Annotated in this window: 19 protein-coding genes; 6 read left to right on the top strand and 13 right to left on the bottom strand. The window is 72.6% G+C overall.

What is annotated here, in order from left to right; all coding sequences use genetic code 11:
• The gene (locus OG858_RS16185; protein WP_408059409.1) at positions 1-1,596 is read left to right on the top strand and encodes a vWA domain-containing protein; all 1,596 of its coding nucleotides are present in this window, start codon (positions 1-3) and stop codon (positions 1,594-1,596) included.
• A 29-nt stretch (positions 1,597-1,625) separates the two neighbouring features.
• Here OG858_RS16185 and OG858_RS16180 read toward each other — a convergent pair whose 3' ends face one another.
• Positions 1,626-2,258: a chorismate mutase gene (locus tag OG858_RS16180; RefSeq protein WP_319320216.1), complete on the bottom strand. Its 633-nt coding sequence runs from the start codon at positions 2,256-2,258 to the stop codon at positions 1,626-1,628.
• 123 nt (positions 2,259-2,381) lie between these two features.
• On the opposite strand from OG858_RS16180, the gene OG858_RS16175 reads away from it, so the two are divergent.
• Positions 2,382-4,307 (top strand): AMP-dependent synthetase/ligase, encoded by a 1,926-nt coding sequence (locus OG858_RS16175; protein ID WP_319064856.1) that lies wholly within the window; start codon positions 2,382-2,384, stop codon positions 4,305-4,307.
• Between the two features lie 83 nt (positions 4,308-4,390).
• Here OG858_RS16175 and OG858_RS16170 read toward each other — a convergent pair whose 3' ends face one another.
• Together OG858_RS16170 and OG858_RS16165 are read right to left on the bottom strand one after the other, a co-directional pair.
• Positions 4,391-4,819: a rodlin gene (locus tag OG858_RS16170; protein ID WP_086750179.1), complete on the bottom strand. Its 429-nt coding sequence runs from the start codon at positions 4,817-4,819 to the stop codon at positions 4,391-4,393.
• Between the two features lie 180 nt (positions 4,820-4,999).
• Positions 5,000-5,416: a rodlin gene (locus tag OG858_RS16165; RefSeq protein WP_327724078.1), complete on the bottom strand. Its 417-nt coding sequence runs from the start codon at positions 5,414-5,416 to the stop codon at positions 5,000-5,002.
• 253 nt (positions 5,417-5,669) lie between these two features.
• On the opposite strand from OG858_RS16165, the gene OG858_RS16160 reads away from it, so the two are divergent.
• The 3 genes from OG858_RS16160 to OG858_RS16150 all read left to right on the top strand — a co-directional run bounded on the left by OG858_RS16160 (position 5,670) and on the right by OG858_RS16150 (position 7,698).
• Complete coding sequence (locus OG858_RS16160; protein ID WP_327724077.1) at positions 5,670-6,077, top strand: rodlin; 408 nt, start codon at positions 5,670-5,672, stop codon at positions 6,075-6,077.
• A gap of 250 nt (positions 6,078-6,327) precedes the next feature.
• Positions 6,328-6,585 carry a chaplin gene (locus OG858_RS16155; RefSeq protein ID WP_086750181.1) on the top strand — a complete coding sequence of 86 codons (258 nt, stop codon included), beginning with the start codon at positions 6,328-6,330 and terminating at the stop codon, positions 6,583-6,585.
• 111 nt (positions 6,586-6,696) lie between these two features.
• Positions 6,697-7,698, top strand: coding sequence for a chaplin (locus tag OG858_RS16150; protein WP_328544774.1), 1,002 nt, complete (start codon positions 6,697-6,699; stop codon positions 7,696-7,698).
• Between the two features lie 51 nt (positions 7,699-7,749).
• Here the strand turns inward: OG858_RS16150 and OG858_RS16145 are convergent, their stop codons facing one another.
• Both OG858_RS16145 and OG858_RS16140 read right to left on the bottom strand, forming a co-directional pair.
• Positions 7,750-9,009 (bottom strand): NAD(P)-binding domain-containing protein, encoded by a 1,260-nt coding sequence (locus OG858_RS16145; RefSeq protein ID WP_086749562.1) that lies wholly within the window; start codon positions 9,007-9,009, stop codon positions 7,750-7,752.
• Entirely contained in the window at positions 9,009-10,280 is a 1,272-nt protein-coding gene (locus OG858_RS16140) for a carboxylate--amine ligase (RefSeq protein WP_408059408.1), read from the bottom strand. The genes OG858_RS16145 and OG858_RS16140 overlap by 1 nt, the downstream gene beginning before the upstream one ends.
• A 173-nt stretch (positions 10,281-10,453) precedes the next feature.
• Here OG858_RS16140 and OG858_RS16135 point away from each other — a divergent pair, with 173 nt between their 5' ends.
• A complete protein-coding gene (locus OG858_RS16135) occupies positions 10,454-11,881 on the top strand; it encodes a glycoside hydrolase family 26 protein (RefSeq protein ID WP_327724075.1) in 1,428 nt (475 codons plus the stop codon).
• A 22-nt stretch (positions 11,882-11,903) separates the two neighbouring features.
• On the opposite strand, the gene OG858_RS16130 is transcribed toward OG858_RS16135, so the two are convergent.
• From OG858_RS16130 to OG858_RS16095, 8 genes are read right to left on the bottom strand one after another with little or no spacing between them, the layout of a single operon-like run.
• On the bottom strand, positions 11,904-13,085 hold the full coding sequence (locus OG858_RS16130) for a GNAT family N-acetyltransferase (protein WP_327724074.1): 1,182 nt from the start codon (positions 13,083-13,085) through the stop codon (positions 11,904-11,906).
• Positions 13,082-13,726 carry a YveK family protein gene (locus OG858_RS16125; protein ID WP_327724073.1) on the bottom strand — a complete coding sequence of 215 codons (645 nt, stop codon included), beginning with the start codon at positions 13,724-13,726 and terminating at the stop codon, positions 13,082-13,084. Before OG858_RS16125 ends, OG858_RS16130 begins: the two co-directional genes overlap by 4 nt.
• Before the next feature lie 20 nt (positions 13,727-13,746).
• Positions 13,747-14,895: a glycosyltransferase gene (locus OG858_RS16120; RefSeq protein ID WP_327724072.1), complete on the bottom strand. Its 1,149-nt coding sequence runs from the start codon at positions 14,893-14,895 to the stop codon at positions 13,747-13,749.
• Positions 14,896-14,902: 7 nt separating this feature from the next.
• Positions 14,903-15,652, bottom strand: coding sequence for a polysaccharide deacetylase family protein (locus OG858_RS16115; RefSeq protein WP_406196518.1), 750 nt, complete (start codon positions 15,650-15,652; stop codon positions 14,903-14,905).
• Positions 15,636-17,345, bottom strand: coding sequence for a lipid II flippase MurJ (locus OG858_RS16110; protein ID WP_319064849.1), 1,710 nt, complete (start codon positions 17,343-17,345; stop codon positions 15,636-15,638). The genes OG858_RS16115 and OG858_RS16110 overlap by 17 nt, the downstream gene beginning before the upstream one ends.
• A complete protein-coding gene (locus OG858_RS16105) occupies positions 17,342-18,670 on the bottom strand; it encodes an O-antigen ligase family protein (RefSeq protein WP_086751793.1) in 1,329 nt (442 codons plus the stop codon). Before OG858_RS16105 ends, OG858_RS16110 begins: the two co-directional genes overlap by 4 nt.
• Positions 18,671-18,681: 11 nt before the next feature.
• Positions 18,682-20,136, bottom strand: coding sequence for an exopolysaccharide biosynthesis polyprenyl glycosylphosphotransferase (locus OG858_RS16100; protein WP_256960864.1), 1,455 nt, complete (start codon positions 20,134-20,136; stop codon positions 18,682-18,684).
• Complete coding sequence (locus tag OG858_RS16095; RefSeq protein ID WP_086751789.1) at positions 20,133-21,305, bottom strand: glycosyltransferase family 4 protein; 1,173 nt, start codon at positions 21,303-21,305, stop codon at positions 20,133-20,135. Before OG858_RS16095 ends, OG858_RS16100 begins: the two co-directional genes overlap by 4 nt.
• Positions 21,306-21,334: the final 29 nt, after the last annotated feature.

The following is a 21,334-nucleotide window of genomic DNA, read 5'->3' as shown; positions in this document are numbered from 1 at the left end:
ATGCACACGTATCGCAGGAGCACGCCGACGACGAGGCCGAGGCCGACGGCACGGCGACGGATGGGTACCACACTCCTCGCCCTGGGCGCGGCCGGAGCCCTGCTCCTCACCGGCTGCAGCGCGAGCGGCGACGGCAACAACTCCTCGTCGCACGACCGGGGACAGGGCGGCAAGGCGGACGGCTTCCCGGCCCCCGCGCCCGAGGGCACCGGCACCGGCGAACAGCGCGGCGAACAACAGGGCGACGACTCCGACGACTTCGCCCCGTCCCCCGACTACCTCTCCACCTTCGCCCTCGACGTCGACACCGCCTCCTACGGCTACGCCCGCCGCACCCTGGACGACGGCAGCCTGCCCGACCCGTCGACGGTCCGCCCGGAGGAGTTCGTCAACAGCTTCCGCCAGGACTACGAACGCCCAGACGGCGACGGCTTCTCGGTCACCGTCGACGGCGCCCGCACCGCTGACGAGGACTGGTCCCTGGTCCGCGTCGGCCTGGCCACACGCGCCGCCGAGGGCGACAGCAAGCGCCCGTCCGCCGCCCTCACCTTCGTCATCGACGTCTCCGGCTCCATGTCCGAACCGGGCCGCCTCGACCTCGCCCAGGACGCCCTGCGCACGATGACGAACCGGCTGCGCGACGACGACTCCGTCGCGATCGTCACCTTCAGCGACGAGGCCGAGACCGTCCTGCCGATGACCCGCCTCGACGACAACCGGGGCGAGATCCGTGAGGCGGTCGACAGCCTGGAACCCACCGCCTCCACCAACCTCGCGGCGGGCGTCGAGACCGGCTACGAGACCGCCGTCGAGGGCCTGCGCAAGGGCGCGACGAACCGGGTCGTCCTTCTCTCCGACGCCCTGGCCAACACCGGCTCCACCGACGCCGAGACCATCCTCGAACGCATCGCGAGCGAACGCCGCGAACACGGCATCACCCTCTTCGGGGTGGGCGTCGGCAGCGACTACGGCGACGCGCTCATGGAACAGCTCGCCGACCAGGGAGACGGCCACACCACCTACGTCGCCACCGAGGAGGAGGCCGAGGAGGTCTTCTGCGAGGAACTCCCGCGCCACGTCGACCTCACCGCCCGCGACGCCAAGGCCCAGGTCTCCTTCGACCCGGCGACGGTCGAGGAGTTCCGCCTGATCGGCTACGACAACCGGCAGGTCGCCGACGAGGACTTCCGCGACGACCGTGTGGACGGCGGAGAGGTCGGCCCCGGCCACACCGTCACCGCCCTCTACGCCGTCCGCACCGAGAAGGGCACCGAAGGCGGCCACCTCGCCACCGCCACCGTCCGCTGGCTGGACCCCGGCAACCGCACACCGCACGAGGAGTCGGCCGGCCTGGAGGCATCGGCACTCCACGACGACCTGTGGGAAGCCTCCCCGTACGGCCTCCAAGTAGCCGCCGTGGCGGCCTACTTCGCCGACGCCCTCCGCCAGGAGGACAGCCGCTGGACCGACCTCCCGGCCCGCCCGACCCTCCGCCGACTGGGTTACCGGGCCGACGACTTGGCGAGGGACCGAGAGGACAAGGACGTGCGCGCCCTGGCCGAGGCGATCAGGACGGCGGACCGGCTGATGGGCTAGGGCCTCGTCCCGCACACCCTGATGGGCAGCTAGCGCCTCGTCCCGCACACCGACGGCAGCGCGCGTGCCAGCCCCTCCCCGTGCAGCAGGTCCAGCCGGTGTACGAACGCGGACCGTGCCGCCGCCACCCGCAGCCAGGGCTCGCACGGCGCCCCGGCCCGCCGGGACTCCGTCTCCTGGAGCGCGGTCAGCAGCTGCGTGGTGATCCGGTCCAGCACCGGCCGCACCTCCTTCACCAGGTCAGGTCGCTCGGTGGGCCGCTCCTGCGGATGTGCGTCCCAGCGGGCGTAAAGGCCGCGCTGCACCAGCTTGTTGGCCTCGATCTGGTCCCGGAACACGGCGGTCACGGCATCCGGATCGAGGCCGAGCCCGACCGCCCGCCCGGCCACGTCGTCCAGGATCGCCTTCTCCCGTACGGGGTCGTCGATGGGCGTGGCCGTCCCGTACTTGGCCGCCGCCACCTTGTCCGCGACGAGCAGCCGCTCGGCGAAGAGATCCGTCAGCACGGTGAGCGACCGGGGGCCCGCAGCCGTACGAGGGGGAGCGGAGGCGGAGGAGGACACGGCGACGGCCGGCACGGCACCGGACAGAGCCAGGGCGGACGAGAGGCAGACGGAGACCGGGACGGAGATCAGGAAGGACCTGAGGCGGTGGGGGCGCATGATCCAGGCCTATCACACGCCCCACCCGGCCTCCGGAGTCTGACCGAACCATTGAAAAATTCTTACGCACCGGTAAGTTTACTCGTCGGTAATGAAGTGGTCGTGGGGCCTCGGGGAGCGGTGATGGGCGTACGCAGGGACTTGAACCGGGCGAAGCAGCGCGGCGGCCTGACCGACCGTGTCAAGGTCGAGGTCGTCAAGGACGCGCAGGGCGTCGTCCGCGAGGCGAGCACGCCCGCCCTCGCACCCCGCCCGACGAGCGGCAGCATCGCCGACCTCCCCTTCGTCAACGCCACCGAGGCCCCCGACGCGGTGGTCCTGCGCCGCGCCGACCGCCACGGCACCTACCACCCGGTGACCGCCGCCGCCTTCGCCCGCGAAGTCACCGCCACCGCCAAGGGGTTGATCGCCGCCGGCCTCGAACCGGGCGGTCGTGTCGCGGTGATGTCCCGCACCCGCTACGAGTGGACGGTCCTCGACTTCGCCGTCTGGGCGGCCGGCGGCCAGTCCGTCCCCATCTACGCCACGTCCTCGCCCGAGCAGATCGAGTGGATCGTCCGCGACTCCGGCTCCCGCTTCGTGGTCGCGGAGGCAGCCGAGAACGCGGAGGCCGTCGCCACCGCCACCGCCCGCCACTCCCAGCCCCCGCACGTCTGGCAGATCGACCGGGAGGCCCTCGCCCACCTCGCCGACCTGGGCCGGGGCGTCCCCGACGGCGAGGTCACCAAGCGCCGCGCGGCCCTCACCCCCGACACGGCCGCGACCATCTGCTACACCTCCGGCACCACCGGCCGCCCCAAGGGCTGCGTCCTCACCCACGCCAACCTCCACGCGGAGGCCGCCAACACGGTCGAACTGCTCCACCCGATCTTCAAGGAGATCTCCGGTCAGGTCGCCTCCACCCTCCTCTTCCTCCCGCTCGCCCACATCCTCGGCCGTACGATCCAGATCGCCTGTCTGATGGCCCGCATCGAGATCGGCCACTGCCCGAGCATCAAGCCCGACGAACTGCGGCCCGCGCTCAAGAAGTTCCGCCCCACCTTCCTGGTCGGCGTCCCGTACCTCTTCGAGCGGATACACGCCACGGGCCGCGCCACCGCCGAACGCATCGGCCGCGGTGCCTCCTTCGACCGCGGCCACCGCCTCGGCGTCCGCTTCGCCCGCGCCCACCTCGACAGGTTCCTGGACCAGGGCCCCGGCCCGACCCCCGGTCTGTACGCCGCCTGGGCTCTGTACGACCTGCTGGTCTACCGCCGCATCCGCAGGGAGCTCGGCGGCCGGATGCGCTACGCCATCAGCGGCGGCTCCCCGCTCGACCGCGACCTCAACCTCTTCTTCTACGCCGCCGGGATCATCGTCTACGAGGGCTACGGCCTCACCGAGACCACCGCGGCCGCCACCATCGTCCCGCCGCTCAAGCCCCGCCCCGGCACCGTCGGCCGGCCCGTCCCCGGCACCGCGATCCGCATCGCCGACGACGGCGAGGTCCTCATCAAGGGCGGCATCGTCTTCGGCACCTACTGGAACAACCCGGTCGCCACAGACGCCGCCCTGACCGACGACTGGTTCGCCACCGGCGACCTCGGCGCCCTCGACGAGGACGGCTACCTCACCATCACCGGCCGCAAGAAGGACATCCTCGTCACCTCCGGAGGAAAGAACGTTTCCCCAGCCGTCCTGGAGGACCGGCTGCGCAGCCGGCCGCCGGTCGGCCAGTGCATCGTCGTCGGCGACAACCGCCCCTTCGTCGCCGCCCTCATCACCCTCGACCCCGAGGACGTCACCCACTGGCTCCACGTCCGCGGCATGTCCCCGGACACCCCGCTCTCCGAGATCGTCGCGGACCCCCGGATGCGCGCCGACGTTCAGCAGGCCGTCGACTACGCCAACCAGGCCGTCTCCCGCGCCGAGTCCATCCGCGAGTTCAAGGTGGTGGAAGGCGAGTTCAACGAGGAGAACGGCCTGCTCACCCCCTCGATGAAGATCAAACGCCACGCGGTCATGGCGGCGTACGCGGCGGCGATCGAGTCGCTGTACGCGAAGAAGTGAGCCGGGGCCGACACCTGTCCGGCCACAGGAAAGCGGGCCGCCGATGAACTCGGCGACCCGCTTCCGTGCGTGCGGTGGTGGCGTCAGTGGTGCTTCGCGCCGTTGTCGCCGCCGTTGTTGTTGCCGTTGCCGTTGTCCGAGAGGATCGGGATGTCGGACAGGATGTGCGACAGCGGCTCGTCACCCTTGGCCTGGGTGGAGTTCTCGGTGCACTGCTGGTTCTGCGGGGCGGACAGGATCGGGATGTCCTGAAGGGCGACTCCGGCGGCGCCGATGCCGCCGACGTTGAGCTTGGCCGGCAGGCCGATGCAGGGCTTGTTGAGTGAGCCCTGGACCAGCGAGAGCTGCGGGCTCATGTCGCCCTTGGTCACGGAGTTGCCGAACGCCTGGCTGGCACCGTTGCCGCTGAAGGACGTGGTCCCACCGTCGTCAGCCAGCGCCTGGGGGGCGGTGGTGGCCGCAAGGCCGGCAATGGAAGCGGCAACAGCCGCGGTAGCCCACAGCTTCTTCATGTTCGATCCCTTTCGGAAAGCGGACTCCGTTGCGGAGTTGCGCCCTGATCAACAGCGCATCCGGCAAACAGTTGCGTTGATTGCCCCTATTGGCGCAATAGGCGGCTTATCGCGGCACTTGGGTATCGTCAGTGGGTCACCGAGCGGTGGGAGACCCACCCATGTGGTGGTGGCGTCGGGCTACTTCCCGCGGCCGTTGCCGTTTCCGTTGCCGTTGTCCGAGAGGATCGGGATGTCGGACAGGAGGTGCGACAGCGGCTCGTCACCCTTGGCCTGGGTGGAGTTCTCGGTGCACTGCTGGTTCTGCGGGGCGGACAGGATCGGGATGTCCTGAAGGGCGACTCCGGCGGCGCCGATGCCGCCGACGTTGAGCTTGGCCGGCAGGGCGATGCAGGGCTTGTTGAACGAGCCCTGGATCAGCGCCATCTGCGGGCTCATGTTGCCGTACGTCGCCGAGTTGCCGTACACCTGCTGGGCGTCGTTCCCGCTGAAGGTCGTGGTGCCGCCGTCGTCGGCGACCGCATGGGGCGCGGCGGCGGCCGAGGCTCCGACGACAGAGGCGGCGATCGTCGCTGCGGCCATAATCTTCTTGATCACTTGCGATTCCCTTCTGGAAGAACCCCGTTCCACCGGAGCGCCATGGACAACTTCCCCAGTGACTCCCCGGTTGCTCTGATTCACTCCGTCAGCCCATGCGGCGGAGTGACAAAGGGGCGTACGGAGCGTTTCCGATCCCCCGGAATGCGCAGGCGTGAGCGGGCTGAACGGGTGATGTGCCGAAACCGGTAGGGGTGTGCCGCCGTTGCTGCCAGAGCATGGACCCGCGGGTCCGCCAGGAAAGGAATGCGAAATGCTCAAGAAGGCAATGGCAGCAGTCGCGGTCGCCGCTTCCATCACCGGCCTCGCAGCCGCCGCCGCTCCCCAGGCGCTCGCCGACGACGGTGGGACCACGTCCTTCAGCGGCAACGGTGCCAGCCAGGCGTTCGGCAACTCCGTGACCAAGGGCGACATGAGCCCGCAGCTCTCGCTGGTCCAGGGCTCACTCAACAAGCCCTGCATCGGCCTGCCGCTCAAGGCCAACGTCGGCGGAATCGGCGCCGTGGGTGCTGCTGTTCAGGACATCCCGATCCTGTCCGCCCCGCAGAACCAGCAGTGCACCGAGAACTCCACCCAGGCCAAGGGTGACGAGCCACTGTCGCACATCCTGTCCGACATCCCGATCCTCTCGGACAACGGCAACGGCAACAACAACGGCTGATCGTAGTTCGAGGAACGGCTCGGGCCGCCCACGCGCTGCGTGCGGCCCGAGCCCTTCGTCTGTCATCGGGGCAGGACCATTCGGGTGGCGCCGATATGACTGTTCGACAATTTCGCGGGGCGATCGGGTGAATTACCCGACTCCCCGCGTTCCTCAGTTTCTTCCTGTGTCTATTCCTCGTTCGCAGACTGCGGGTCATGATGCGAGCCGTTCATGCTGTGCTCGCTCGGTTTCGGCCGTCAATTGAGGCATGGCCGCAGAGAAGGGAAATGAAGTGAAGCTCAAGAAGAGCGCTGCTGTCGTTGCCGGCGTGATCATGGCCGTGGGTCTGGCCACCCCGGCCGTCGCCGACGCGGAGGCCAAGGGCGCCGCCATCGGTTCCCCGGGTGTCCTCTCGGGCAACGTGGTTCAGGTTCCTGTCCACATCCCGATCAACGTGTGTGGCAACTCCATCACCATCATCGGCCTGCTCAACCCGGCAGCCGGCAACGTCTGCGTCAACGACTGACGTCGTAGCGCATCGCGCCAGCCGTTCGGCTGTGCCTCAGCCGGTCTTGGAATGTCCTCAGCGGCTCCAAGGCCGGCTTTTCCCACTTCTTCGAGCAGGAAGAAAAACGAGATGCGACAGACCCTGCGCAAGAGAATGGTCGTGGCCGCCGCGACGACGGGCCTGCTGTCCCTCTACGGCACGCCCGTGCTCGCGGACACGGGCGCGCACGGGGCCGCCTCGAACTCGCCCGGCGTCGCGTCGGGCAACGCGGTCGAGGTGCCGGTCACCATCCCGGTGAACATCTGCGGCAACACGGTCGACGCTGCGGCCGTCGGCAACCCGACCATCGGCAACAAGTGCGGCAACACCGGCGACCACGCCCCGGAGAGCCCCCGGAGCGCCCCGGAGCGCCACACCACTCCGGTGGCGGAGCCCCAGTACTCCGCGGCCCCGGCGACGGACCCCGAGGACTCCTGGGAGCAGGCGTACGAGGAGTACACGCAGCCCGACGCGTACGAGAAGTACGACGAGTACGAGGAGTACACGAACCAGTGGGACGACGGCGCCCACGACAACCACGACGGCGCCCAGAGCGGCTACGACGACTCCCCGAGCGATTACGGCGGCTCCCCGAGCGACCATGGCGACGCTCCGGACACCGACGAGGACACCGGGGGCGGCTACGACGACTCCCCGAGCGATTACGGCGACGCTCCGGACACCGACGAGGACACCGGGGGCGGCTACGACGACTCCCCGAGCGATTACGGCGACGCTCCGGACACCGACGAGGACACCGAGGGCGGCTACGGCGACACCCCGCCGACCAAGCCCCCACACCAGCCGCCGACCAAGCCTCCGACGACCAAGCCTCCGACCCACGCGCCGCCGACGACCAAGCCCCCGACCCACGCGCCGCCGACGGCCGGGCCCCCCGCGACCAAGCCGCCGACCGACAGGCCTCCGACGGACAAGCCGCCCACCAGCCACCCCCCGACGGACCCGCCCCCCACCCTCCCCGAGACCGGCAGTGACCGTGAGGTTCTGCTCGCCGCCGGGGCCGCCAGCCTCGCGCTGATCGCGGGTGGGGGCATCCTGTACCGGCGGGGCCGGGCCGCGTCCGGTCGCTGAGCCGCTTTCGGGTGCCGGGACGCGCAGCGCGCCGCCCGGCACCCGAGCCCGTCACGCCCCGGTGGTCGGAGCCAGGTCGGCCCGCGCCTCCGGCACCGGGATCCGCCCGCCGGGCACGCCCGAGCGCAGCCGCTGCCGTACCCCTCGCACGAGGGCCGGAGCCGTGTACGACGCGCCGTACACGAAGCGCATCGCGGGGCCGAAGCCGGCGGCGGTGGTGAGACCCGCGAGGAAGAGACCCGGGACCGAGGACTCGAAGTCCGGCCCGACCGAGGGCGAGCCGTCGGCGAGGGGCACCACGTCCGCGCGTACGTCACTCGCCAGCAGGTCCAGCCGCTCGCAGGTGGCCCGGAACCCCGTGGCCGCGATGACGTGTTCGGTGTCCAGCGAGGTCAGCTCACCGCCCCGGCCCACCGTCTCCAGGCGTACGGCGCCGCCCGTCTCGTACGCCACCGCGACCTCCTGGCCGAGCCGTACCTCGACGGCCGGCTCGATGCGGTCGCGTACCCACCAGGCGCCCGCGGGTCCCAGCGCCTCGGCCGCGACCCGCACCCGTCTCGCCTCCGGCAGGCGCCGGTACCAGCCCGGACGCTCCGCGTAGAACCAGTTGCGCCAGCCGCAGCCCAGACCGCTGTGCGGGGATCGGGCCGACTGCCACAGGGAGCGCTCCAGAGGGGGCGGGACGTCGTTCCACCGCAGGGTGCCGGAGCGGGCCAGCACTCTTACGCGCGTGCCCTGTTCGGCCAGCAGCGCGGCCGTCTCCAGGGCCGCCTGGCCCCCACCGATCACCGTGACGTCCCTGCCCCGGAAACGGTCGAGGTCGCGGTGATGGCTGCTGTGGGAGACCCGGGTGGGGGGCAGTTCGCGCAGTACGGACGGCACTTCGACGAAGGGGACGACGCCGATGGCGAGGGCCACCGTGCGGGCGCGGACCACTTCGCCGTCGTTCAGGACCGCCTCGAAGCCGCCACAGCACCGTTGAAGATGCGTCACCATCCGTTCGTCGACGGGCGGGAGGGCGTTCCGGGCGAACCAGAGGCCGTACGAGGCGAACGTGCCGACGGGGATCGGACGGCCGTGGCGGGCCTCGAAGCCCTGCTCGGCGCAGTACACGTCCAGCCGCCAACGTCCCTCGGGATCGGACAGGTTGGATGCCCAGGGTTCGGACTTGAGGAACATGCCGGGCGGCATGTGGTCGCGCCAGGACGCCATGGGACGGCCGAGGACGCGCAGGCTGAGCCCGGCGGTCGCGGCATGGGACGCGATGGACAGGCCGTACGGGCCGGCGCCCACCACCAGCAGGTCGTACATCAGGGGCTGCTCGCTTTCTCGTTCTTGGCGCGGTTCTCGACGGGAGCGTGGTCGTGCTGGACGGGAAGGGGCGTGCGGGGTGCCAGCAGCCGGCCGAGCGCGCGGCGCGGCCACAGCGACCACAGCGCGAGGCCGGGGGCGCGGTCGTCCCGCGCGTACCAGGCCAGCTCGCGCGCACCGTGTCGGGACGGCGGGTACGGGAGGGGCGGGGGACGCAGCGCGGCGAGCGGCGCGTAGTTCTCCACGACGAAGGTCCGGCCCGGCACGGGCGACCCGTCCGGGACCTGGCGGCCGGTCAGATCCAGATGCAGGGCGCGTACGACGTCGATGTCGGCCGTGTCCGTGAAGAGCCGGAACTGGGCGCCGGGGCGTGGGTTGAAGTCGAGCAGGTGGTAGGCGCCGGTGCGGTCCTCGCGGCGGAAGTCGAGGTCGAACACGCCCCGGTAGCCGAGCGCGCCGGTCAGCCGCTCGGCGAGGGCCTGCACCTCCGGGTTCGGGGTCCAGCGGCCGACTGTGGTCAGGCCCGCGCCGCGCGGCCAGGCGGCCAGCTTGCGTCCGGGGCCGCCGCCGCGCACGACCCCGGCACGGTCGGCGTACCCGTGGAAGAACCAGTCGTGATCGAGCCCCGGCGGCAGGAACGCCTGGAGGAGCAACCGGCTGCCCGCCTGTTCCGAGCGCCGGTACAGGGCCGCGGCCTCCCCGGCCGAGCGCACCACCACCGTGCTGCGCAGCCCCGTGTCGGCGGGCAGCAGCCAAGGGCGGCTCCACTTGGCCACCACCGGAAGTCCCAGCTCCCTGGCCGCCGCCGCCGCCTCCGCCGGGCCGGCGGGGACCGTCGTCGCCGGGTGCGCGAGGTTCAGGCGCCCGCACAGCGTGGCCAGTTCCGCCTTGTCGGCCACCTGCTCGGCGAGGGCGGCTGGTCCGGCCGGGAGCAGGTAGCCGTCCGTCAGCTCCTCGCGCAGCAGGCCGGTGGCCACGGCGCTCGCGTCGTCCAGGGGGACCAGGACGGCCGGACGGCCGACCCGGGCCGCCACTCGGCGCAGAACGGCGGCGAACTCGTCGAGGGAGGCGCCGAGGCGGGGCGGGGCGTGCGTCGCGTGGATGAACCGCGAGCTGCCTACGGGGCTTCCCGCGCAGTCGGCGACCAGGTGCACCTCCACACCGGCGCGGCCCAGGGACCGTACGGCTCCCAGCGTTCCGTGATGGAAGGGATTGCGGTCCGTCCGCAGCAGAACGGCCGGAACGCGGAGGTCGAGCGGCGACACGTTCATTTCGTCGGGGTCCTCGCACATTTCTTTGACGTCGGGTCACCCGTGCGGGCGATTCGGGCACCCGAAGGCCGTAGCCCCAGTTGGCGGAATTCATATTCGTATGACTGATTGTCAGTAGGTGGAAATCGGCGGCGGAAAGCAGTGAAGTGAAGAAAGAGGAGAGGGGAGCGGTCATGGCTCCACATCAGCGGCGGCCCGGGCACAGGAGGCCCCGCAACAGACGGCTGGCGCTCGTCGCGGCCGGCGTGGTCGCGTCGTTCGCCCTCGCGGCGGTCCCTGTGTACGCCATGGGTGCGCGGGCGGTGGTCCGGGCGACCGACCCACCGGCACCGGTCGTTCCGGCGGTCCCGGCGGCACCCACGGTCCCGGCGGCACCCACGGTCCCGGCCGCACCCACGGTCCCGGCCGCACCCACGGTCCCGGCGGCACCCGCCGCCGTGACCCCGGTGCCGGTCACCCAGGCGCCCGTCCCCACCGTGCCGACGGCACCGGCCGCACCGAGCGCATCCGTCCCGCCGCCGGGCACCTCGCCCGTACCGGCCGCTCCTTCCGAGACCGCGAAGCGTCCCGAGCAGTCGCCGGCCATCGGCGCCTACCTGCACTACGGGCCCCGCGGCGTCGCCCGGATCGCCGAGCTGAGCGACTGGCTGGGCGGTTCCGACCTGCGGGTGGCGCACACCTACCTGCCGGGCGACCGCTGGTCCAACATCGAGGGCCTGCCCGGCTTCCTGGACTCCTGGGCGGAATGGCGGCTGGACGAGGACGACCGGATGTTCGTCCTCAACGTGCCCATGATGGAGCGCAACGAGGAGGGCGTCTCCGACCGGGAGGTCCGCGCGCTGCTGGCCCGCGCCGCCGCCGGCGAGTTCGACCACCACTACCGTCGGCTCGCGCAGCGGCTGGTCGAGTTGAAGATCCCGGACACGGTGATCGTGCTCGGCTGGGAGATGAACGGCATCACGTACACCCATCGCTGCGGACCCGACCCGGAGAGCTGGAAGAAGTACTGGAACAGGATCGTCACCACGATGCGCGCGGTGCCGGGCCAGAAATTCAAGTTCGACTGGACCCCGAACAGGGGCCGGGACGCGGTTCCCTGGACGCAGTGTTATCCGGGGGACGACACGGTCGACATCATCGGCATGGACTCCTACGACCAGCCGCGCGGAATCACCTTCGACGAGCAGGTGAAGGAACCGTACGGCCTGCAGGCACACGTCGATTTCGCGAAGGCGCACAAGAAGCCCATCTCATATGCGGAGTGGGGACTCTTCCGCAACGGCGACAACCCGGAGTACATGAGGCGCATGCTCGCCTGGATGGACGAGCACAAACCGCTCTACAACACGCTCACGGACTACTGCCCGCACGGCGTCTGGCAGTGTGCGAGCAACCCGAACGCGGCGCAGGTGTACCGGTCGATGCTCTTCGGCCGCGACGCGACCGGGACCCCGAAGCCGACTCCCACGCCCACGCCCAAGCCGGCTCCCACCACGCCCGTACGTCCGAACTGCTCGCCGCTGGAACTGGGTGACTGGGTGGAGTACTGGATCGGCGGGAAGCTCTGCATCCGCACGGACTGGTGGGCGCGCTACCGGTGATCCGGAGCCGGCGGCGGGCCGCTCACCGCCCGCCGCCACCGGGTTCCTTCCGCTCCGGCTGTTCCCCTCGATCCCGGTTCTGCTCGGGGTCCTTCCGCGCCCGCCACCGGCGGATCAGTTCCTTGCCGCGGAGGCGGGCCGCCGCGTCGTAGGCGACCGCCGACAGGAGCGGCGCGGTGCGGCGGCGGGCGAGCAGCAGCCGCTGGTTGACAACGGTGTCCGGGCGCCAGCGCAGCTTGTACGGCTCGGCCCCCCGCAGCAGGCTCAGCACCTGGTGGGAGCCCGCGCCGACCTGCCCGGCGCAGGCGTTGAGCAGCATGGTGGCGACGTCCGCCTTGCGTTCGCGCAGGCGCGGATGGGCGCCGTAGAGGTATCCACCCGCCAGTCGGCGCGACAGCAGGGTGACGTCGACGGCCAGGACGTCGCCGCCCAGCCGGAACTCGGTCACCACGGCGTCTCCCGAGCGCACCATCGGCTCGACCGAGCGGGCCAGATGCTCGGAGAAGCGGGGCCGCATGTGCTCGGTGGTCACCTTGCGGTCCTGCCACTGGAGGCGGTGCAGATCCAGCATGGTCCGCAGGGCCGAGTCCACCTCTTCGGCGCGTACGGCACGCGGTTCGATACCGAGGTCGCCGAGCTTGCGGAGCTTGGCGCGCACCCGCTGGGCCCGGGAGCTGGGCAGCCGCTTGAGCAGCTCGTCCATGGGCTGGGCGGGCAGCTCCAGACAGACGGAGTCGGCCACCTTGCGGCGCGGACCGCGCCAGCGGTCGTAGATCCGTTCGACGGCGGCCCCCGGTCGTACCTCACGGAAGTCGATCAGCGCGGTCCGGGCGGCGGCCGACAGCCCCTCGGCGAGCGCGTCCGACGCCTGATCGGCGTACTCGTCGTCGACGATCACGTCCGCGAAGTCGGAGATCGGGCAGCCGAGCGGGACAAGGGCGGGGACCGGATGCCGTACGAGCAGCAGCGGAGCGACCGCGCGCAGCTCGGCACCGTCGCGGACGAGGACCAGCCGGAGTCTGCCGGGGGTGCCGTACGACAGCCACCAGGAGTGCAGCCAGGCGTGGCTCTGGAACGGTGTGGCCGCGCCGCATCGCCGGTACAGGCGGTCCCAGGGCCCCGCCAGCTCGGCGAACTCGTCCTCGTCGGTGCAGAGTTCGGCACGCAGGGTGGTTCTCGTCCCCGTGTGCAGTGTGCTGGTCACAGCTGTCCGTGGGTGTCGGCGGCGAGAGCGGGGCCGGGTACGGAGGCCGCGGGCGGGACCTGGGGGGTGCGCCGGGGCCGGACCAGCAGGGCCAGCCCGCCGAGGAGCCCGCCGGCCGCGGCACCCACCAGACCGGTGACCGTCGGCGACGCCGAGGACGCCTCGGTCGGCCTGGTCGCACGGGCGAACTGCCGCAGCTCGACGCGCGTCAACCTCTCGGAGTCGTTCGCGTGCCGGGTCAGCGCCCGCGTGACGGCGTTGGCCATGTCGGCGGCGAGGTCCGGGCGTGAGGAGGTGGCGGACACGGCGACCATCGGCGCGTCCGGCGAGGTCGCCGTCCGCACGCTCTTCCTCAGCGTCCCGATCGGCACCCCCGCCCACACCTGGGCGTCCCCGAGCACCGCGACCTGCGTCGCCACCCGCCCGTACGCCTGCGCGAAACCGAGCGCCGACTGGGTGTCCGATCCCTCGGTGGGCACGACGACGACATAGCTGGTGGCGGTGTAGACGGGCGCCTTCACCACGCCGTACGCGCCCCCGGCCGCCCCGCCCAGCAGCGCACCGGCGGCGAGCAGGGACCAGGAGGGCAGGGACCTGGTGCGGACGCCGTGAGCCGGTCCACGGTGAGAAGTGTCGGTCATACGTTCAGGCGTGCGGTCGGTCATGCGGAACTCACTCCCAGGGGCGGGGTTGGCGAGGGCGTGCTGGAGACGGCGGCCGCGTACACGTCCATGAGCTGGGCGGCGCTGCGGGTGATGCAGTAGTGCTGGGCGGCGGCAGGGACGGCTCGGGAGCGCGGGCCCTGCGTGCGGAGGTCCAGCAGGGCGCGTACGAACGACTCCGCGCCCCCCTGGACGCGGCGGGCGCCGGCGCTCGCGTCCGGCGGCAGGTCCTCGATCGCCGGGCAGGAGACATAGAGCACGGGCAGCCCGGAGGCCATCGCCTCCACCACCGCGAGCCCGAAGGCCTCCTCGGCGCTGGGCGAGGCGAGCACGTCCATGGCGTTCATCAGGGAGGGCAGATCCGCGCCGGGGGCGCCCGCGGCCGGTCGTGCCCCGGTGAGGAGCACCCGGTCGGCGACCCCGGCCCGCTGGGCGGCCCGCCGCAGCACACTCTCCTCCGGGCCACCGCCGACGATCAACAGCCAGCACTCGTCGGGCAGTTGGCCCAGCGCCCGGACCAGCACGTCGAACCGCTTGCTCGCCGCGAGCCGTCCGACGCCGCCGACGACGTACGCGTCCTCCGGCAGCCCGAGCCGCCGTCGGGTCAGCTCGCGCAGGTCCGGGTCGAAGCGGAAACCGGCGAGGTCGATGCCGTTGGGGACGAGCTCGATACGGGCGGCCGGCACACCCCAGCGCTTCAGCCGGTCGGCGACGGTCGGCGAGACGGCGACCGTGGAACGGCCGAGGCGCTCACTGGCGAGGTACAGGGCGCGCACTCCGGCGGACAGCCGACGCCCCTCCATCTGCGAGTCGCCCAGGGAGTGCTCGGTGGCGACGACCGCCCGGACCCCCGCCAGCCGGGCGGCGATCCGGCCGTAGACGCAGGCCCGGTAGAGGTGGGTGTGGACGAGGTCGTAGCCGCCCCTGCGGATCAGCCGCACCAGGCGGGGGAGCGCGGCGAGGTCGCGGTTGCCGCCCATGGCGAGGTGGGTGACGCGGACCCCGTCGGCGGTGAGACCGTCGGCGACCGGGCCCGGGTTGGTGAGTGTCACCACGTCGCAGGCGACCGGCAGGTGGCGCAGCAGCAGCCGCAGTTGCTGCTCCGCGCCGCCGACACCCAGACCGGTGATGATGTGCAGCGCCTTCACGTCGGCCTCAGACCCCCTCGACGGGACGCCTGCGCAGCCGGTGCAGCTTCCGCTTCAGCAACAGCCGCAGGGCCGTGTCCTCCTCGCCGATGTGCACGCGGGGCAGCGCGTACGGGCCGCTCAGCGGGCCGGGGTCGATGGCGCAGGCGTACGCGTACCCGGCGTCCCGTACGGCGTCGACGGCGCGCTGGTCGAGCGTGCCGTACGGGTAGCAGAAGCCCTGGACGGGAGCGCCGGTCAGCTCCGAGAGCAGTGTCCTGCTGTCGACGGTCTCGGCGCGCAGGGTCTCGTCGTCCGCCCGGGTGAGGTCGACATGGGTCAGCCCGTGCGAGCCGATCTCGATGCCCTCCGTCCCGGCGGCCACCCGGATGCCCTGCTTGTCGAGGAGGGGCTTGCGCGGGCCCAGCGGGTCCCAGGCGTTCTCGCCGCCGAGCCGCCCCGGCAGCACGAAGAGCGTGGCACCGCAGCCGTGCGCCCGCAGCAGCGGCAGCGCGGTGTCGACGAAGTCCACGTACCCGTCGTCGAAGGTCAGCCCCACCAGGCCCCGGCCCTCGCCCCGGGCGCGGGCGGCGAGCAGCTCGGCCATGCCGACCCCGCGCAGCCCGCGCCGCCGCAGCCAGCCGAGCTGGGCGTCGAGGCGGTCGGGCGAGACGGTGATGCGGTACGGGTCGTCGGAGCAGTCGCCCACCGAGTGGTACATGGCCACCCAGAGGGGGGTGGCGGTGGTCGTCGGTCTGGGTTCAGCGGTTACGGACATGCGGCAGCCTTCGTGTGACGGAACGGAGAGCGGGGGTGACGCCGGAGGCGCCCATGGCCGAGGCCAGCAGGACGAAGACGAAGGCGACGACCGCGCCGCCGACGGCGAGGCCGAGGACGGGCGAGTCGATCCGGTCGGCGCAGTACATCCCCACCGCGCCCGCGGCCACGGCCGCCCGTACCGGCCGGCTCATCTCGGTCACCACCTGCCGGATACGGATCGGCACCGCCCGGCCGCCCATGCCGTACAGCAGGAGCAGGGCGGTGAGGGTGATGCCGGTGGCGTTGGCGGCGGCGATGCCGAGGACGCCCCAGGAGCCGACGGTGGCCGCGCCGATCCACGAGGTCGCGACGATTCCGGCGGCCATCGCGGCCAGGGGGTACCAGGTGGGCCGGCCCGCCGAGAAGTACGAGCGGACCAGCGCGCTCACCAGGGCGTGGCCGAGCAGCCCGAGGGCGTACACCCGCATCACGGCGGCGGTGGCGGCGGTGTCCTGCGCGGTGAACGCGCCGCGCTGGAAGAGCAGTTCGATCATCTGCGGTCCGCACGCGAAGATCGCCGCCGCGCCGAGCAGCACGATGCACGACACCAGCGCGAGGTCCTTCTCCACCCGGCTGCGGGCCCGCTCGGTGTCGCCCTCCGCCATCGCCTGCGCCACCACCGGGAGGGTGACGGTGCACAGCATCAGCGAGAACGTCATCGGGATCTGGGCCACCTTCTGCGCGTAGTTGAGATGCGAGATGGCCCCGGCGGGCAGCGTCGAGGCGAGGAAGCGCTCGATGAGGACCTGGGACTGGCGGCAGAGCGCGAAGAGCAGGACGGTGGTGATGAGGGTGAGCTCGACGGGACGGGCACTGTCGGCGGCCTCCAGGGCCGCCGCCTCCTGCGGAGCCCGCTCTTTTCTGCGCAACTGTCGTAGCAGGGACGGGAGTTGGGTGAGAATCATCAACACGCCGCCCACCGCCACGCCCACGGCCGCCGCGCGCACCCCCCAGCGCCCGCCGAGCACGAACATCGCCGTGATGATCCCGACGTTGTACGCCACGTAGATCGCCGCGGGCGCCACGAACCGGCGGTGGGCGCGCAGGGCCGCGCTGCAGTAGCCGGCCAGGCCGAAGGTGAGGACACACGTGCCGGTCAGCCGGGTGCAGTCGACGGCCAGCCGGGGGTTGGGCAGCCCGGGGGCGAGGGTCTGGACGAGGTAGGGCGCGCCGAGGACGAGGAGTACGGCCGCCGCCGCGAAGGCCAGTGTCAGCCGGGGCAGCGTCGAGGCGACCAGGGTACGGACGGGGTCGCCCGCGCCGCCCCGGGCCCGGCGGGCCACGGCCACACTGAACGCGGGCACCAGCACGAACGCCATGCCGTCCTCGATCAGCAGCGTCGCCGCGAACTCCGGCACCGTCCAGGCCACCAGGAAGGCGTCCGTCTCGCGGCCGGCCCCGAACAGGTACGACAGCGACTGGTCCCGGCCGAGCCCGAGCAGCGCGGCGGCCGCCGTGAGTGCCGCCGTGACGAGCGTCGCCTTCGCGAGGAACCGTCCCGTGGGCGGCGCGACCTCGGAGAGGTCGGCGGCGCGCGCGCCGGGCACCGAGGGGCCGACGGGGTGGGGGGCGGGTGGCGGGGGACCGACGGCATCGGAGGCCGACGGCTGAGGGGGTGGCTGCTGCGGGGGCAGAGGAGGCGTCGTCGTCATCGCGCCCCGGCCTCCTCCGGTACGCGGGACGCGACGGCCCCGACCGGAGCGGCACCCGTGGCGGTCCGGTCCGCCAGCGCCCACCACGCCACCAGCCCGAAGCACACGGCCGTCAGCACGGTCGTCGGTCCGCCGATGTCCGCGTACACGAAGTCCACCAGCACCCAGACGATCAGCCCACATGCGGCGAGCCCGCAGTCGAGCCCGCCGGTTCCGTCGCCGCGCCGGACCCGCGCGAGGTTCCGCACCCCGCACACCGCCAGCGCCAGCCAGCTCCCCGCCAGCGTCAGGAGGCCGATCAGACCCTGCTCACTCAGGACCAGCAGGTACATGTTGTGCGGCGAGAGCAGCGGCTGCTTCTGGTACGTGGTCCCGGCGCCGGCGATGTCGCTGCCGGAGGAGAGCGCCAGCGAGGCGTGGCCGTCGCGGTGTTCGGGGAAGCCCTTCAGCCCGACGCCGGTCAGCGGCCGCTCGCGCCACATGTCGGCGGCGGCGGCCCACATGGTGTACCGGTCGATGACCGACTGGTCCGGCGCGTCGGCCACCTGGGTGATGCTGCTGATCCGGTCCTGCAGCATCGCGGACCCGATACCGAGCCCGCCGACGAGGACCACACACACGGCGGCGACGGCCGCGAAGACCACCACCGCCCGCCGCAGCCCGGCCAGCACCACCTGGAGTCCGCACGCGGCGGCCGTGGCGATCCACGCGCCCCGGCTGAACGACACCGCCAGAGGCAGCACCAGCAGCGCCGAGCAGGCCAGCGCCCAGGCCCGCTGCTTCGCCGTCGCGGGCGCCAGCGCGAGACCGACCGCGCACACCAGCCCGAACGACACGACGGTCGCCATCCCCATGACGTCCCCGGCCCCGAAGGTTCCGACGGCCCGGATGTTCTCACCGGAGTAACTGGCCCCGGTCCCGGTGGCGAACTGGTGCACACCGACGGCGCCCTGCCACAGCGCGAGCCCCACGAACGACCAGGCCACCACCCGGAAGTCGGACCGGTTCCGGATGCAGAGCAGCACGGCCATCGGCACCAGCACGAAGATCTGGAGGTACCGGCCGAGCCCCTCGACCCCGGCCCCGGGGTCGCTCGCCCCGGCCGCAGCCAGCGCGAGTCCGAGCACCGGCAGCCCCAGGACCACCGCCGTCGTACGGGTCAGGGGGCGCCGCCGGTCCCGCAGCAGCCGTACGGCGCACCACAGCACCAGCAGCCCGGAGACGACGTCGGCGGTGATCGCCCCGCCCTCGGCGCCCTGTGTGATCGGCAGCGCGAGCGCGGCGACCACGGCGACCACGGGCAGGACGGGCGCCGCAGCGCGCAGAGACGTCAAGGTCAGCTTCCCGTCGGACGGACGAGCGCGGCGGCAGTGCGCACGAGGATGCAGAAGTCCTGCCACAGCGACCAGTTGTCGATGTAGGCGTTGTCGAAGCGGGCCCGGTCCTCGATGGAGGTGTCGCCGCGCAACCCGGTGACCTGGGCCAGCCCGGTGATCCCGGTCCGCATCCGGTGCCGTGCCGCGTAACCCGCGTAGGTCTGCCCGAACTTGGCCACGAAGTAGGGCCGTTCGGGGCGCGGGCCGACCAGGCTCATGTCGCCGCGCAGCACGTTCCACAGCTGCAGCAGTTCGTCCAGCGAGCTGCGCCGCAGGAAGCGGCAGAACCAGCCCATCTCCTGCTCGTTCGCCACGCTCCACCGGGTCGCCGCCTCGTGCGCGTCGGCCGGGCGGTGGGTGCGGAACTTCAGCAGCGTGAACGGCAGCCCGTCCCGCCCGATCCGCTCCTGCCGGAACACCACCCCGGGCCCGTCGCCCATCCGCAGCGCCACCGCGCACACCAGCAGCAGCGGGCTCACCAGCAGCAGCAGCGCCCCGGACACGGTCACGTCCAGCAGTCGCTTGCCGAAGGCTTCGTGCGTCCTGGTCAGTTCCAGCCGACGGCAGGCGAACCCGGCGAGCAGCTCGGTCGAACCGTCCCGGTCGTACGAGGGGGACTCGGCGTCCACCTCCCACAGAGCACAGCCGCCGTCCTCCAACGTCTGGAGCAGCGAGGCGCGCTCGACGCGGGAGCCGACGACGAGCACGGCCTGGACGCCGTTCTGGACGGCCGCCCGCCGCACCTCCTCGGTGGTGGTCAGCACGGGCAGGCCCTCGGTCCCGGCCGCATGGTCCGCGACCACACCGACGGGCCGGATGCCGCACCCCGGGTGGCGCAGGAACGCGGCGGCCACGCGCTGCGCGGTCGCCGCCGGGCCCACCACCAGGGCCGCGCCGGGACGTCTGACGAGTGCCCGGCGTCGGTGCCAGTGCACCGTGCCCCGGCCGACACAGGCCGCCGCCGACTGCAGGGCGCAGCCGAGGGCCAGTTCGTGGGCGGCGAGCGCGTGGTCGGGGGAGTGCGCGGCCACACCGGCGCCGAGCACGCACCAGCCGAGCACGATCCGCCCGCACACGGCAGGCAGTTCGTCGAGCACGGCGGGCACGGCGGGCGGCCGGTAGAGGCGCGCCCGGGTGTTCAGCAGCACCACGGCCAGTGCCAGGACGGCGGCCATCAGCGGCCGCCCGGGAGTCGTGTCGCCGGTGAGCGCCAGCACCGCGAGCAGGGCCGCGCCGCCGTCCACCGTGAGCAGCGGCAGTCCCGAGGGAGGCCGGGCGACGGGGCGCCGCCCGGACGGGAGGGCCAGGCCGCCGACGGTCCCGCGCGGCGGGACCACCGAGACGGACGAGCCGCCGAACTCGCGTTGCTGTCCACCGGGGGAGGCAACGGTACTTTCCGTACGTTCCGCAGTCACGTGTGGATGGACTCCCTGCACTCGGTGGCTTTCCCGCGCCGGCCGTCCGCACCGCCGAGCAGTTCGCGGTACACGCCCGCGACGGCCTCGTTCGTGTGCCGCACGTCGTGCGTGGTCAGTACGTGATGGCGGCCCTGGTGGCCGAGCGACTCGCGCAGCAGCGGATCGCACAGCAGACGGGCGACGGCCCCGGCGAGCGCGGCGGGGTCCTCGACGGGCACCGGCTCCTGGCCGGGCGGCAGACTCTCGCGGGCCCCGTCCACATCGGTGAGCACGACCGGCCGCCCGCACGCCATGGCCTCCAGCGGCGCCAGCGCCATGCCCTCCCACCGCGACGGCAGTACGACCAGATCGGCGGCCTGGTACCAGGGCACCGCGTCCGCGACACCCCCGGCGAACAGCACACCCTCGGGGGCCAGGGCCCGCAGCCGCTCGCCCTCCGGCCCGTCCCCGACCAACACCAGACGCGCCCCCGGCACCCGCCGCAGCACCGAGTCCCACGCCGCGAGGAGCACGTCCTGCCCCTTCTGCCGGCACAGCCGTCCCACGCACACCACCAGCGGTGCGGCCGGATCGACCCCGGAGAGCAGCGGGATCCCGGCGCGTACGGCGTCGACGGCGGCGGGGTGGAAGCGCCCCGCGTCGACCCCGTTGGGGATCACCGTCCACCGCGCCCGAACCCCGGCCCGCTCCCCGGTGACCCGTTCGGCCTCGCTGACGCACACCACCCGCGCGGCCCAGCGCGCCCCCGTTCGCTCCCATCCGAGCGCCAGCGCCGCCATCGCGCCGCCCACCGCCTCGAACGACCAGGCGTGCGGCTGGAACACGGTCGGTACGCGCCCCCGCACGGCTAGCCGGCCCGCCAGCCCGGCCTTCGCGCTGTGCGCGTGCACCAGGTCGGGCCGTACGTCGTCGAGGATCCGCCGCAGCCGGCGCACCTCGGACACGAGGGTGGGCCCCGGCGACCGGGTGGCCGCCCAGTGCCGTACGTCCGCGCCGAGCGCGCGCAGGCCCGGGGCGAGCGGGCCGTCGGGGCAGGCCACCGTGGCGTGCAGGCCGTCGGCGAGCTGAGCCCGCACCAGGTCCGTCACGACACGGGCCACGCCGCCGTCGACCGGCTGGGTGAGATGCAGGACCCGCGACGGAGGGTCGGATGGTGACAGTTGCATGCGGGTTCCTTGCTCAGAGGCGGCGCCGG

It is taken from the genome of Streptomyces europaeiscabiei, from assembly GCF_036346855.1.
Lineage (GTDB): Bacteria > Actinomycetota > Actinomycetes > Streptomycetales > Streptomycetaceae > Streptomyces > Streptomyces europaeiscabiei.
This window is presented reverse-complemented; position numbering and strand designations above follow the sequence as displayed.

Excerpts from the sequence above, each read along its gene's own strand:
- OG858_RS16185 (WP_408059409.1), top strand. The coding sequence starts at position 1 with ATGCACACGTATCGCAGGAGCACGCCGACGACGAGGCCGAGGCCGACG.
- OG858_RS16180 (WP_319320216.1), bottom strand. The coding sequence starts at position 2,258 with ATGCGCCCCCACCGCCTCAGGTCCTTCCTGATCTCCGTCCCGGTCTCC.
- OG858_RS16175 (WP_319064856.1), top strand. The coding sequence starts at position 2,382 with ATGGGCGTACGCAGGGACTTGAACCGGGCGAAGCAGCGCGGCGGCCTG.
- OG858_RS16170 (WP_086750179.1), bottom strand. The coding sequence starts at position 4,819 with ATGAAGAAGCTGTGGGCTACCGCGGCTGTTGCCGCTTCCATTGCCGGC.
- OG858_RS16160 (WP_327724077.1), top strand. The coding sequence starts at position 5,670 with ATGCTCAAGAAGGCAATGGCAGCAGTCGCGGTCGCCGCTTCCATCACC.
- OG858_RS16155 (WP_086750181.1), top strand. The coding sequence starts at position 6,328 with ATGGCCGCAGAGAAGGGAAATGAAGTGAAGCTCAAGAAGAGCGCTGCT.
- OG858_RS16150 (WP_328544774.1), top strand. The coding sequence starts at position 6,697 with ATGCGACAGACCCTGCGCAAGAGAATGGTCGTGGCCGCCGCGACGACG.
- OG858_RS16145 (WP_086749562.1), bottom strand. The coding sequence starts at position 9,009 with ATGTACGACCTGCTGGTGGTGGGCGCCGGCCCGTACGGCCTGTCCATC.
- OG858_RS16140 (WP_408059408.1), bottom strand. The coding sequence starts at position 10,280 with ATGAACGTGTCGCCGCTCGACCTCCGCGTTCCGGCCGTTCTGCTGCGG.
- OG858_RS16135 (WP_327724075.1), top strand. The coding sequence starts at position 10,454 with ATGGCTCCACATCAGCGGCGGCCCGGGCACAGGAGGCCCCGCAACAGA.
- OG858_RS16125 (WP_327724073.1), bottom strand. The coding sequence starts at position 13,726 with ATGACCGACACTTCTCACCGTGGACCGGCTCACGGCGTCCGCACCAGG.
- OG858_RS16115 (WP_406196518.1), bottom strand. The coding sequence starts at position 15,652 with ATGTCCGTAACCGCTGAACCCAGACCGACGACCACCGCCACCCCCCTC.
- OG858_RS16110 (WP_319064849.1), bottom strand. The coding sequence starts at position 17,345 with ATGACGACGACGCCTCCTCTGCCCCCGCAGCAGCCACCCCCTCAGCCG.
- OG858_RS16095 (WP_086751789.1), bottom strand. The coding sequence starts at position 21,305 with ATGCAACTGTCACCATCCGACCCTCCGTCGCGGGTCCTGCATCTCACC.